This is a genomic window from Fictibacillus tiangongensis, from assembly GCF_048083785.1.
Classification (GTDB): Bacteria; Bacillota; Bacilli; order Bacillales; family Fictibacillaceae; genus Fictibacillus.
This window is the reverse complement of the sequence record NZ_CP182294.1, coordinates 312411-324931: the sequence shown is the minus strand read 5'-3', so window position 1 is coordinate 324931 and position 12521 is coordinate 312411. Positions and strand designations below refer to the sequence as shown.

The following is a 12521-nucleotide window of genomic DNA, read 5'->3' as shown; positions in this document are numbered from 1 at the left end:
CGATAATCGTTCGTGTTTTCGCTTACAAGCCTATTCCCACTCGATCGTTGCTGGTGGCTTAGATGTAATATCGTACACTACGCGGTTGATGTGATCCACTTCGTTTACGATACGAGTAGAGATCTTTTCTAGTACGTCCCAAGGGATACGCGCCCAGTCAGAAGTCATTCCGTCGATTGAAGTTACGGCACGGATACCGATCGTGTAGTCGTACGTACGAGCGTCACCCATTACACCAACGCTACGGATGTCAGGTAGGACAGTGAAATATTGCCACACTTCACGCTCTAAGCCTGCTTTTGCGATCTCTTCGCGAAGAATGAAATCAGACTCACGAACGATTTCTAATTTTTCTTCTGTAATCGCTCCAAGTACACGAATTCCTAGACCAGGGCCTGGGAACGGCTGACGCCAAACGATGTGTTCAGGAATTCCAAGCTCTGTACCTACTTTACGCACTTCATCTTTAAAGAGTGTGTTAAGAGGCTCGATCAATTTGAACTGCATGTCTTCAGGAAGTCCGCCAACGTTATGGTGAGACTTGATCGTTTGTGCAGTAGCTGTACCGCTCTCTACGATATCTGTGTAAAGCGTACCTTGTGCAAGGAACTCGATGCCTTGTAGGTTTGACGCTTCTTCATCAAATACGTAGATGAACTCGTTACCGATAATTTTACGCTTCTTCTCAGGATCAGATACACCTTCAAGCTTGCTTAAGAAACGGTCTTTCGCATCAACTTTGATGATGTTGATGTTGAATCCTTCGCTGAATGTTTTCATAACTTGATCAGCTTCATCTTTACGAAGAAGTCCGTGATCAACGAAAATACATGTTAACTGGTCACCAATCGCTTTATGAACAAGAACGGCTACAACAGACGAGTCAACGCCACCTGACATTGCGCAGATCACTTTTTTGTCGCCAACAACGTCACGGATCTTTTGAATTTCGTCTTCAATCCAGTTTTCCATCGTCCAGTTTCCTTCACATTCACAAACGGATTTTACGAAGTTATCAAGAAACTCGATACCGTACTCTGAATGACGAACTTCTGGGTGAAATTGTACGCCGTAAAGTTTACGAGATACATCACTCATTGCCGCAACAGGACAAGAAAGACTTGTAGCGTCCGTTACGAAACCTTCTGGCGGTGCAACAACTAAGTCGCTATGGCTCATCCATACTACTTGTTGTTCTGGAAGATTTTCATAGAGCTTGTTCATGTTTGTTACTGTGATCTCTGCTTTACCATATTCACGGTGGCTCGCGCGCTCTACTTTACCGCCGAAGTGGTAGCTCATTAACTGCATACCATAACAGATGCCGAGCACTGGGATATCCAGATCAAAAATAGCAGGATCACAAGCAGGTGCCCCATCCGCATAAACAGAGTTTGGTCCACCAGAGAAGATGATTCCTTTTGGATTCATTTTCTTTATATCTTCCGCAGTTGTCGTGTGCGGATGTAATTCACTGTATACTCCTAAGTCACGGATACGACGTGCAATCAACTGATTATATTGTCCACCGAAATCTAACACAACGATCATTTCACTCATTACGTGCAAATCATTCGTTACGCTCATGTACTTCACCCCATCTATTATTATCAGCTATAGTATCCGTCAGCTTGTCTATCTTTACACTTTCTTTATAAAACAAAAAGAATTCTACCCTTGTTTTCCACATACAAAAACAAAGGCAGAATTCCTTAAAATGTAGCTATAAAGAATCCTGCCTTCATAGTCAGGTCATTTTCGGCAACCCGGTAGAGACTCTCGAACCTTATTATCGAGGATATACGAAGGAGAATATTATCTGACACTATAATCTTAAAGACATTCTAACAATGCCTGTTATAGCGGTCAAGGGCGGATTCTTTTAATTAAATTTTCCCACAATTCTTTATGAAAATCATTCCACAGATCTGACTGCTTTTTCGGACTGAATTGCACGCCTTCATAAGCTTTAGCGAGAATCCTCATGTCCTTTGAATCAAGCTCTCTGTCAACATACAGAGCATACTCTCTCAATGTAAAGGCAGGTCTTCTTTTTATGCCATATATTTTTAATAACCACATCAAGCGTTCGAAGGCTTCTTCAAAGCTATTTGCGCCCTTTTTGTGTTTATAGCGCCAGATCGTGTACTGACGTAGCCATTTTCTGCGAAACAGATAAGCGAACCCAGCGATCACAACAAGGCTGATTAACAGCATGACAGCTAGCGTTCCAACAGATTTCAGGATTGAATCTGAACCTGTTTTTTCTTCTGAAGAAGGACTTTCTTCTTTCGTTACGTCTTTTTCAGGCTTGTCCGGCTGAGTCGGAACAGGTGCAGCTGGTGTGGAATCCGTTTCTTCACTCTCTGGCTCGAATGGATTATCAAATCCGCGCGTCGGCTCGAACGGAACCCATCCGATACCTGAAAAATAAACTTCTACCCAAGAGTGAGCGTTTGCGTTTGTAACGGTATATTCACGAAGACCATCATCACCAAGTGCCTCAAAGGTTCCAGGAGTGAAGCCTTTTACCCAGCGAGCAGGTATGCCAACAGAACGCAGCATCACGACCATCGACGTTGAGAAGTTATCGCAATACCCTTTTTTCGTTTCAAACAAGAACTGATCGACGTAATCTTCATCGCCCTTTGGAACGGCAACTTCAATCGTATTATAGCCATAAGCATTTTTAGCAAAATACCCTTCAACCGTTTTAACTTTATCGTAGAGCGTTGGTTGGTCTGCTGTAACGTCTTGGGCCAGATCTTTTACCCGCTGCGGCAATGTTTCAGGCAGCTGCAGGTAATTTTCTGTTATATAAACGGGGTATTGATTGTTGGAAGCTTTTAATTGCTCTTCTTTTATTACAGGTAACTGGTAGTCCATCTCGTATTCAGAAAGTTTCTCTTCTCTCCCACCTTGAAAGGTAGAAATTTTTCCGTTTACACCATCTAACTGATAGTTGATATCCGATTCTGCTTTAACGTTGGTAAGCTTTCCTGGAATCATTAAAAATGAATATTCTTTTCTTTTCTCCGCTTCAATACGTGCTTTATGGTCTTTCATTTCTAATCCATCTTCCCAGACTCTCGTGTAATTCGTATCGGCTGAAGGATTATCTGCTTCTAAAGCAATTGCCTGAGTCGGAATTTTATTCTCCCACCCTTTACCGGTGTAGAACTCTTTCGTTTCTATCCGCCAATAGTGCCTCCCATTATCATAAGCGGTGAAGATCGGCGTATAGTCAAACTCAAACGGCCCACCAAGCTGGCTGTCGTTTTCACCATAACCAATCTTTGCGATTCCAGCTCCTTTTCCCAGTCCTTCTTCTCCATCTTTTCCTGACATGTTCTGAAGAAACGGCACAGGATCTGGCCAAATTGGGGATGCTTTTGGTGCCACATATCCTAAAGCTGACGACAACGCGATAACACAAGAAAGTGGTGCCACCCAAAGAACAGGGAACTTTCCTTTTAAAAGTGAGAAGCCTTGCGTTTCAATAATCTTCATCATTCGTAAGATACCGACCAAGATCAGTCCGATGAAAACGGTACGGATGATCGCAAATTTCCCATCATACACCGTAAACGTATCGAGTATGGAAATGTAGATGACCGTGATCAAGAAGAACAGAAAGATTCTCCGCGTTTGGACGAGCCAATAATGCATCAAATAACTGACGAGCCAGAGTAAAATAAAGAACAGAAGACTCCTGGATAGAGACGTCATCTCGTTCCAGTTCTGGTCTAAAAAAAGCCCTAGATTATATTTGATATCTTCAATCAAGAATGGAACCCATTTAAATGATAAAAAGACATCAAAAAAGTAAAGGGAGTAAAGCGCATATAACATCGCTCCCAATTTCACCGGAAATGAGATCCAGAGAGGAAGCTGAAAATACGTAACAATAAACAAAAAGAGCGTGTACATCACAAAAATTTGGATATCGTTCGTCGTCGTAAGTTCTTTAAGCGGTCTTAACCACTCCCATAAAAGAAGAAAGCCTAAGCCGTACAGAACTAAGACGTGTAGCGTCGATGCTTGTTGCTGATTAGATTGAGGCATACGTGCCACCTGCCTTCAGCGATTCGTTAAAGTCAGAACCAATCATCGGTGTTACAGGCACACCGAACTGTCTGATTCGAGAGATATACGTGAGTTCTTGACTCTTAAGTTTAGAATCAAGCGCTAAGTAAAAGAAGATCACGTTCGTTTGCTGTCTCGATGCGATAAGCTCGAGCGTTTTCATCGTGTATTCAGAAAGGTTCGGTGAAATAATAAGTGCCGTCTTTCCTTCCATATAACCTGCCATGTATTCTTGTTTCAATCGTTCTTCAAATGGCAGCTTCACGTCTGATTTCACTTTTGCCAGTTCGTGAAGAATCCGCCACTCTTGTTCAACCCCAATATTCATCGGGATTTCTTTTCCAGATAGCGGATGATAGCCGATCGAACCACCCTTTGAAATCGCATAGTGAACGATGGATGCCGCAAGTGAAACGCCGCGTTCAAACAGCCAATCCTGCGTGCCGTAACTCTTTTCACAATGATCAAGCACAATTACAAAATCATCGTTCCTTTGCTGTTCAAACACTTTCGTCAGCAGCTTATTCGATCTCGCACTCGCTTTCCAGTGCAGCCAGTTCATTCGGTCGCCAGCGACATAATCTCGTACACTAACCGTTGATGTGTAGTCGGTAAACGAGCGCTTTCCGACCTTTTTCATACCGGATTGCAGCATCTTTCCTGCTTCCCAACGCTCAATATCTTGATATTGCGGATACACAAATATCTGATCTTGAACGGGGACACTCGTGCTTTTCAAAACAAAGCCAAAGATATCACCTGTACTGATTTGAATCTGATCAAATTTAAACAACCCGCGCGGTGCAGGATTGATCGTATAGGAATATTTCAGATGCTTTCGGAACAACGGAAAAAGCAGAATTCGAGACTGGATCTGATGCGTATTGCCCTCGTATCGCGTCTCACGAAGCAGCACCTCTGGAAGCACGTCCTCTAATACAACATAAAAAAGCGGAAAGTTGCTTCTTCGTTTGATGACAATCGTGACTTCTACTTCTTCGCCTGCCATCAGTTTGTTTTTAGAGATAAATCGCTCAACCTTCAACCGCTGAATCGGATAGAAAGCCATGGTAATGGAATAAAGAACGAGCGGAAGTACGCTGTAAAACAAAAACCAGCTTACAAACCCTCCCTGAAACATGGCAAAAGAGAACGTAACTAGCAGTAAGAAGATAATCCCTGAAAACCCGATCGGTGTTTTATACCGCTCCCGAAATTTATGGAGTAATGCTTTCATTACGCATGCTGTTCCTTATGAATAGGTGCAGGCACGCGAGCCAATAGCTCATTGATCACTTCTTCGGCTGAGACCCCTTCAAAGCGAGCTTCAGGTTTTAATAGCACACGATGTACAAGAACATACGGTGCTAAGTATTTCACATCATCAGGGATAACAAAATCACGGTTCATGAGCAATGCAAAAGCCTGTGCTGCTTTTAATAGCGCGAGCGATCCACGCGGACTAACGCCTAGCGCAATGGAATTATGGTTACGTGTACGGTTGATCAGATCGACGATATATCGCTTTATCGAATCCGATACATAGATGTTCTTCACGGCTGTTTTCAGTTCTGAGATCTCTTCTGGTGAGATGGCTGGTTTAAGGAGGTGGATCGGGTGTTCGTTTCCGATCACGTTCAGTACATTAAACTCTTCCTCAGGAGTCGGATACCCCATCGTCAGCTTCATTAAGAAACGATCAAGCTGAGCTTCTGGAAGTGGATAAGTTCCTTCGTACTCGATTGGGTTTTGGGTGGCCATAACTAAGAATGGATCGGGCAATATGTGAGTCTGCCCATCAACCGTCATGCTCATTTCTTCCATGGATTCAAGAAGGGCAGATTGTGTCTTCGGCGACGTACGGTTGATCTCATCAGCAAGAATGATATTTCCTACAAGAGGACCCGGTCTGAATTCAAAACTCATATCTTTTTGATTATATATCGATACCCCCGTCATATCAGACGGTAATAGATCAGGTGTGAACTGGATGCGGTTAAAGGTTAGACCCAGAGATTTTGCGATAGATCGCACCATCATTGTCTTTCCTACTCCTGGTACGTCTTCAAGCAAAACATGTCCTCCTGCTAATAACGAAACAAGCGTTAACTCTGTAACCTTTTTCTTACCTACCATTACTTTTTCTACGTTCGCGATAACCTCTCTAAGATGAGGATGATATTCAAATGTCTTTTCATTTCTAGCGTTCATGATAGACTCCCCTCTAACATTTCTGTCTCTACATTAATTAATTTTTTCTTTCCTTTAAATATTCTCATCAGACAGACGATATTCCTTGTTTTTTTACAAAAAAAGAGAAGATTCGATACAGAGGAGGAAATAAAAAAAGATGCACCATAAACAGTGCACCGTTATCATTCATTTTACTCTTGATCTGAGTTCTTAAATTTCTTTCCATCCAAGTCATGATGCAGAGATGGAACAGGAATTTTTGGGTTAGGAGTGTTCCCTAGCGGCACTGGATCTGTTTCATAAACAAAGTCTCCTGTTCCGTCTGGAGCACTTCCGGTAGCCCATAAGCCTTCTTTCGACTCCTGCCCCTCCGAAAGGTTCCAAAACTTATACGCTTCTGGCTGCGATTCTAATTCTGCCTCAGGCGGGAATGAAGCTGGTACAACTACTCCGTTACTCTGCTCCAGTTCTTCAATCGCTGCCATCCATTGATATTGATGATAGCGATCACGAGCTAGCATCTTTCGGAAAGCAGCTCTTACACCCTCATCCCTCGTCATATGATACAAACGCGCTACTTGCAGACGTCCTTGACTTTCTGCGTGAAGATTTGAACGCATATCAGCAAGCAAGTTGCCGCTCGCTACTATATATGCTCCGTTCCAAGGTACGCCATTTGAGTTCGTCGGCATTCCGCCAAGTCCACTTACGAGCAGATGCTGAGGATTGATTCCACCCATGATTGCTGCTGTCGCAGGATCTTGCGCTGCTTTCGCTTGATCGTCTGGCGAAGCACCGTCGAGCAGCTGACTGATCATGGCACAAAGCATTTCTACATGCCCAATTTCTTCTGTTCCAATATCCATCAGCATATCTTTATATTTTTCTTCTCCACGACAGTTAAAGCCTTGAAAAAGATATTGCATCATCACCGTCATTTCTCCAAACTGCCCACCCAGCACTTCTTGTACCTGTTTGGCAAGCTGTGGATCCGGACGATCTACCTTAATTTCAAACTGTAGTTCCTTTTGGTGGCGAAACATATGATACCTCCTGAGAAAACAAATTTTGAAACACAACTTATGTGTTCCCAGTCGTTTTCATATAAAACACGTTTAAGAGTATTTATGTATAAAGGACTATGTTTGAATGTGCAATTACTTTTTTTAGAGCATCTGGTAGTAAGATTGAATCAGTCATAATTTGGAAGGAAATTATTTTGTCTGTCCTTGCGGCATTTATGATGGGGGTTTTTGTAGATATTTCTCGGGAAATTGTAGAAATATGACGATTGGTAGCTGGGTTATTGAAAAGGTTGCTTTAAGAGTGAAGCATATCGGGTCACGATATGTCTGATGAAAGTATTCCACTACCATCAACCGTATCGCCCCCCGATACACACAAACTTACTTTCTGAATAAAGAAAGTATCGCATCCCATTTGCTTTTGGGTCTGCTTTGAACCACAATCTCTAGTCGCCTATTAAAATCGTTCTGCAGACGCCATTCCTTGACTTGTTCTTCTCTTAGCTTTTGAATTTCCTGCTGCAGAAGTTCACTTTTCTCTTTTTCCTGTTCTAGCAATGCTTCATATTGTTCTTTCTGTTGATTGGTCAGCTTCTCAATCTTAGCGTTCGTTTTCTGAGCGGCGTTTCCAACATTCGCGCTAATCGCATGATGATCTTGCTGAAGTCTTGATACTGTTACTTTAAGCTCTGACATATCGCTAGTTAGCTGCGCATTCATCTCGCGTGTCGCTGCTAGTTCATTCGCTAGCATCATTAAGACTTCTCGTAATTGGTTCGGGTCTTGTGGAAGGTTCTCATATGTATCGGGCAGCGCTACGTCCGTTTGGATCGTTTCTTTTAGTCTCTCTTTTTGTTGAATCACGAGATCTTTGGCTGTATCGTCTAATGGCTTGTCTGTATCGCGTAGCGCTATGAGCGATTCGATATCAGATTGAACGAAAATACGTCGATCTCCATCCTTTAAAAACTCGTATCCGTTTCGTTCTAATATTTGTCCATACTTTCGAACAGTAGGTGTTGCGATACCTACTTCTTCTGCAACTTCCTTGGAGGAGAAAGCTCGTTCATTCGGTTGTATATCACGTCGCATATCGGACCTCCTTCATTCTCTTCATCTATTCCTTATATCGCCATGCGATACATATCGTTTAATTCCTCTACTATAGGCATTCGCAATAAACTGTATCAATACGTCTATGCTCTACTAAATAGATTTCGGCAAATGTGTCGATCTCCCCTTCTTTCCTTTCGAGAAACTCGCTCATTCCACCAGTTTATTTTTCTATTTCTTCACCCTACCCAGAAAATAGCTGTTTTCTAAAAGAATAAGGACATATATAATGAATGAGTGCAATCATTTTTATCATTTATTTTTTATGAGAGAGGTTATGTTATGAATACTACTTATTCATCGATACAATCTACTAAAACAAGAATGTTAGTCATTAGCGCACTATTCGTGGCACTAACTCTTGTTGCAACGATGTTCATCAACATCAAGCTTCCGATCGCAGGAAACGGTGGACTTATCCACTTAGGTAACATTCCTCTATTCGTAGCAGCTTTTGTTTTCGGCAGAAGAACAGGTGCTATTGCAGGCGCTTTTGGAATGGGCTTATTTGATTTTCTATCTGGTTGGACGATCTGGGCTCCGTTCACGTTCATCATCGTTGGTGCAATGGGCTATGTAGCGGGCGCTATATCAGAAAAAGTACCAGGAAAACGTGTACTCGTCTATTCTTTGGCAGTTGTCGTAGCAATGCTGATTAAAGTGGTAGGTTATTATTTTGCTGAAGTTGTGCTTTACAGCAATTGGATCGTACCGTTTGGATCTATTCCAGGAAACATTCTGCAAGTTGGATTTGCGGGACTTGTCGTGGTTCCACTTGTAGCACGTATTAAGAAAAGAATTCTTTAGTTACAGAGACCCTGTATCGTATCGGCTTAACCGCTATGCGATATGGGGTTTTTTATGTTTACTGAGTGCCCTGAAACCTTTTAAGAATATGAAGCGACTTACTATAAAATGGATATTAAGGGGTGTGAAATGAAGAAGTCATTACTTAGACTGTTTTTTATTGCGTTTAGCATCTTGGTTGCTGGGTGTGGTGTTTATTCAGATAGTAAAGAGACTGCTCCAAACCTCATTATGCAGAATACAAAAGAGAAGCTTATCGTTTCAGGCGAAGTGAATAAGACTTTTAAAAATGACAAGGCCATTAAAATTGCTAGAGATGCAATACAGTCTGCTGAAAGAATACCAGGAATTTTAAATGTGTCAAAAAATAATTTAGAGATGACTCTAGTTGATTCAAACGGTAATAAAGAGAACTATTTACTTTGGTTACGAAAAGACAGTGATAGTGGAATGATTATGTATGCCGACGATACGAGTACAGGTTATACCCTGCAGCAACTTGACGTTGTTAAATTAAAAAAGATATTAAACTACTAATGCAATCAATCTATGAACAAACAAAAACTTCACCTTCACACTTCACTCCTTCTGAATGTTAAAATAAAGAATACTTCCCTGTTAGACATATAGAAAGTGTCGATTTAAAATCGCAACAACTTAGGAGTGTATACAAGCATGAACAAAAAAGATATCGCTCAAATACGAAAACAGTTCAAAAAAGAGAATGATCTCCTGAAGATCTCCAGCATCTTTAATGTGTATATTACGAAAGAATCCAGCGAGATCTACCATCACGTAAGTCAGCCTTTTGAGATGCTAGATGCTGAACAACAAGAGCTGTTCTTTAATAGCTTTAAAAAATTGCTTGGTGGAAATATCGATGAAAAGTTATTTGAATTAAAGTTTAATAGAAATGCTGAAAACAATAGCCAGCTTATTCTGCATCAAGGCCTACTTGCCAGCGATACAGAAGACTGGAAAGAACGCATGCTTCAAATGGTAGGAAAAATGCTCTTAAACCGTCAGTACGAAAAGGATATCGTGATCACCTTTATTAAGGGAGAATACTATAAGCCGACGAAGCGCAAGAATGATGAGGCTGAGATTAGTGAACGTGATGCCGTCTACTCCTTCCCCTTTATTTTGTGCAGCATAAACAATACACAAGAACCGAAGAAAGAACTGCTCTTTGATTATGTGGAAAAAGAGTTCAAGTACAATTTCGTTGTCGATTCTGTTATTAACCTGAACGCGCCGATTGGAGGATTCCTCTTCCCTTGTTTCAGTGATAATGCAGCAGATGTGAACCACATCCTGTACTCAGCAGGTAAAGTTCATGAACCTGATTATGAATTCATCGTGGACGTTTTAAATGGCGAAGAAATCATGACAGCAAAAGACGATAAGATTGTGTTTGAAGAAATTATTAAAGACGTAACACAAGATCAATTAAACACATCCACCCTCTCCAATGTGTACGAAGAAATCAACCGAATGATTGAAGAGAACGAAGAGGAAGAACATCCACGCTTAGATTCTAAGGACGTTGAGCGAGTTTTAAAAGCGAGTGGTGTGGAAGATATCAGCGTGGAAAAGGTAGAATCGGCTTTTCAAAAAGTGATTGATGACGATAAGTATGAGATCAAAGCGAGCAGTGTTGTACCGAAATACAACTCGAAGTCGATTAAGATCGATACAAAGGTAGCAAAAATTTCGATCAGTCCTCAAGACTTAAGGTACGTGAAACAAGTGCAGCTTAGTGGTAAACGGTATCTTATGATTGAAGTTGAGGAAGATACTGTGATTGAAGGGTTTACGATGATTCCTGAGGCATTTGGGGAGAAGGTTGAAAAATAGTTAACTACAAACTACATAATGGAAGCCCTTCTCTTAGAGAATGACTTCCATTGTGTATAATTTATGAAAAGTAAGTATTTTTCTAAACCAATTCAGAACGCCTAGTAAGAAAGTTGGCTAAGCTTTAATTGATGTGTAGATTCTAAGATTAAAATTCCGTCTATCTATGCTCCCGAATTTCTCCTTAATTTTCTTTCATGTTGCTTTCAACCTTCTTACGCAGCTTTTTTCCTTCTTCTGAATCATAACCTCCGTACATAACCTTCTCAATAAAGTTACGATTAAAAAACACATTGTAATCGGGAGAAATATTACCTTCTGGGTATGGAACTGCAATGTAATCATATTGTTTCCCTGTACTTACTTGAATTTGATTATAGCCATAAATCATGACGCTTTTCTTCATCTGCTTTAACTTTACGACTGTGCCAATGGGCAGAGGTTTGGATTTATCAAGCTTCTCTTTTTTGGAACTATTTTCTTTTGCATTCGTACATCCTACTAAAAGTAAAACAAGTATAAAGATTATTGCTAGTTTGTCTTTATTTTTATTTGGTAATATTTTCATTTTCATGATTCCTTCTCAGTTTTTTATTTAAAGCTCAACCTTTTCCCTCATGTCAGCTTCTTGAGGTAATTGATAGCCAGGGTAGATTACGTCTCCGATTTCTATTAAAGAAAAAATTGAATTTTTCTAAGGTATTACCCTAAGGATAGGGAGCAGCAATGTAATCGAATAACTTGCTGGTTTGCGTTTGAATTTGGTTTCTTCCATAAATCATAAGCAACTTTTGAAATTTATTACTTTTCATACTGTTCCAATGGCAACAACGTTTTATTTATATCCATCCTCTTTTTTTAAGAAATGCACGAATAAATAAAGCGATTGTACAGGAACCATATACCATTAGCATCATAATAGTCAGTGGTCCTTTCGCTTTAGAAAGAGTATTTTGGGGACCTTCTCCAAAAATGATAGAAGCAAATAAAAACGTGCCACCTATCCCCATAAAGATGGCATAGAATATTAATCCAAAACTTAATGTCTTCATAAAATCCGCTTTATTTGTTGGTACCAATGCTAAATCCTCCAATTACTTAAGTTCCCTTGTCTTTTTTTTTCTTCAAGCCCAAATTTTAATCCTACCCCAATTCCAAGTGCAGTATAAAATCTATAGAACTCAGTATGTACTTATACCCCTTAAATATGGAAAAATAAACCTTTTTAGTGGAGCGAAATTACTGGAAGTTATTAAAAAATTGTTTGTTTATATGAGAGGGATACATAGATGGTTAAATTACCTTGCCCATTCTTGCTGTTAATGAGGTGCACATCTACATTGCTGTAGATCATGCTGGTTCATATATATGGCTCGATAAAATATGAACATCTGTTGCCATCGATGCATTTATCGCTTCAAAAATGTCTCCAAGCCTTTA

The 12521-nt window shown here is 40.6% G+C and carries 12 protein-coding genes and 1 riboswitch; of the genes, 3 read left to right on the top strand and 9 right to left on the bottom strand.

Annotated features, from left to right (window positions below; all coding sequences use genetic code 11):
* Positions 1-30: 30 nt before the first annotated feature.
* The 6 genes from guaA to ACNJYY_RS01915 all read right to left on the bottom strand — a co-directional run bounded on the left by guaA (position 31) and on the right by ACNJYY_RS01915 (position 8396).
* The gene (gene guaA / locus ACNJYY_RS01940) at positions 31-1587 is read right to left on the bottom strand and encodes a glutamine-hydrolyzing GMP synthase (protein ID WP_313957546.1); all 1557 of its coding nucleotides are present in this window, start codon (positions 1585-1587) and stop codon (positions 31-33) included.
* A gap of 137 nt (positions 1588-1724) precedes the next feature.
* Positions 1725-1826: riboswitch (purine riboswitch) on the bottom strand.
* 40 nt (positions 1827-1866) lie between these two features.
* On the bottom strand, positions 1867-4065 hold the full coding sequence (locus ACNJYY_RS01935) for a transglutaminase domain-containing protein (RefSeq protein WP_416730339.1): 2199 nt from the start codon (positions 4063-4065) through the stop codon (positions 1867-1869).
* Entirely contained in the window at positions 4052-5323 is a 1272-nt protein-coding gene (locus ACNJYY_RS01930; protein ID WP_416730338.1) for a DUF58 domain-containing protein, read from the bottom strand. The genes ACNJYY_RS01935 and ACNJYY_RS01930 overlap by 14 nt, the downstream gene beginning before the upstream one ends.
* Positions 5323-6297 (bottom strand): AAA family ATPase, encoded by a 975-nt coding sequence (locus tag ACNJYY_RS01925; protein ID WP_416730337.1) that lies wholly within the window; start codon positions 6295-6297, stop codon positions 5323-5325. The genes ACNJYY_RS01930 and ACNJYY_RS01925 overlap by 1 nt, the downstream gene beginning before the upstream one ends.
* Positions 6298-6470: 173 nt before the next feature.
* Positions 6471-7322 carry a manganese catalase family protein gene (locus ACNJYY_RS01920; RefSeq protein ID WP_416730336.1) on the bottom strand — a complete coding sequence of 284 codons (852 nt, stop codon included), beginning with the start codon at positions 7320-7322 and terminating at the stop codon, positions 6471-6473.
* A 363-nt stretch (positions 7323-7685) separates the two neighbouring features.
* Positions 7686-8396 (bottom strand): hypothetical protein, encoded by a 711-nt coding sequence (locus ACNJYY_RS01915; RefSeq protein ID WP_416730335.1) that lies wholly within the window; start codon positions 8394-8396, stop codon positions 7686-7688.
* Positions 8397-8699: 303 nt separating this feature from the next.
* On the opposite strand from ACNJYY_RS01915, the gene ACNJYY_RS01910 reads away from it, so the two are divergent.
* The 3 genes from ACNJYY_RS01910 (at position 8700) to ACNJYY_RS01900 (ending at position 11081) form a co-directional block, all read left to right on the top strand.
* Complete coding sequence (locus ACNJYY_RS01910) at positions 8700-9224, top strand: ECF transporter S component (RefSeq protein ID WP_416730334.1); 525 nt, start codon at positions 8700-8702, stop codon at positions 9222-9224.
* Positions 9225-9353: 129 nt separating this feature from the next.
* Positions 9354-9761: a hypothetical protein gene (locus ACNJYY_RS01905; protein ID WP_416730333.1), complete on the top strand. Its 408-nt coding sequence runs from the start codon at positions 9354-9356 to the stop codon at positions 9759-9761.
* Between the two features lie 138 nt (positions 9762-9899).
* On the top strand, positions 9900-11081 hold the full coding sequence (locus ACNJYY_RS01900) for a DUF4317 domain-containing protein (protein WP_416730332.1): 1182 nt from the start codon (positions 9900-9902) through the stop codon (positions 11079-11081).
* Between the two features lie 184 nt (positions 11082-11265).
* On the opposite strand, the gene ACNJYY_RS01895 is transcribed toward ACNJYY_RS01900, so the two are convergent.
* From ACNJYY_RS01895 to ACNJYY_RS01885, 3 genes are all read right to left on the bottom strand, one after another.
* Positions 11266-11649, bottom strand: a complete 384-nt coding sequence (locus ACNJYY_RS01895; protein WP_416730331.1) for a DUF4176 domain-containing protein — start codon at positions 11647-11649, stop codon at positions 11266-11268.
* Positions 11650-11788: 139 nt separating this feature from the next.
* Positions 11789-11893 carry a DUF4176 domain-containing protein gene (locus ACNJYY_RS01890; protein ID WP_416730330.1) on the bottom strand — a complete coding sequence of 35 codons (105 nt, stop codon included), beginning with the start codon at positions 11891-11893 and terminating at the stop codon, positions 11789-11791.
* A gap of 27 nt (positions 11894-11920) precedes the next feature.
* The gene (locus tag ACNJYY_RS01885; protein ID WP_416730329.1) at positions 11921-12160 is read right to left on the bottom strand and encodes a hypothetical protein; all 240 of its coding nucleotides are present in this window, start codon (positions 12158-12160) and stop codon (positions 11921-11923) included.
* Positions 12161-12521 lie beyond the last annotated feature (361 nt).

Bases quoted from the DNA above. Each gene is read 5' to 3' on its own strand.
- guaA (WP_313957546.1), bottom strand. From the start codon at position 1,587: ATGAGCGTAACGAATGATTTGCACGTAATGAGTGAAATGATCGTTGTG.
- ACNJYY_RS01935 (WP_416730339.1), bottom strand. From the start codon at position 4,065: ATGCCTCAATCTAATCAGCAACAAGCATCGACGCTACACGTCTTAGTT.
- ACNJYY_RS01930 (WP_416730338.1), bottom strand. From the start codon at position 5,323: ATGAAAGCATTACTCCATAAATTTCGGGAGCGGTATAAAACACCGATC.
- ACNJYY_RS01925 (WP_416730337.1), bottom strand. From the start codon at position 6,297: ATGAACGCTAGAAATGAAAAGACATTTGAATATCATCCTCATCTTAGA.
- ACNJYY_RS01920 (WP_416730336.1), bottom strand. From the start codon at position 7,322: ATGTTTCGCCACCAAAAGGAACTACAGTTTGAAATTAAGGTAGATCGT.
- ACNJYY_RS01915 (WP_416730335.1), bottom strand. From the start codon at position 8,396: ATGCGACGTGATATACAACCGAATGAACGAGCTTTCTCCTCCAAGGAA.
- ACNJYY_RS01910 (WP_416730334.1), top strand. From the start codon at position 8,700: ATGAATACTACTTATTCATCGATACAATCTACTAAAACAAGAATGTTA.
- ACNJYY_RS01905 (WP_416730333.1), top strand. From the start codon at position 9,354: ATGAAGAAGTCATTACTTAGACTGTTTTTTATTGCGTTTAGCATCTTG.
- ACNJYY_RS01900 (WP_416730332.1), top strand. From the start codon at position 9,900: ATGAACAAAAAAGATATCGCTCAAATACGAAAACAGTTCAAAAAAGAG.
- ACNJYY_RS01895 (WP_416730331.1), bottom strand. From the start codon at position 11,649: ATGAAAATATTACCAAATAAAAATAAAGACAAACTAGCAATAATCTTT.
- ACNJYY_RS01890 (WP_416730330.1), bottom strand. From the start codon at position 11,893: ATGAAAAGTAATAAATTTCAAAAGTTGCTTATGATTTATGGAAGAAAC.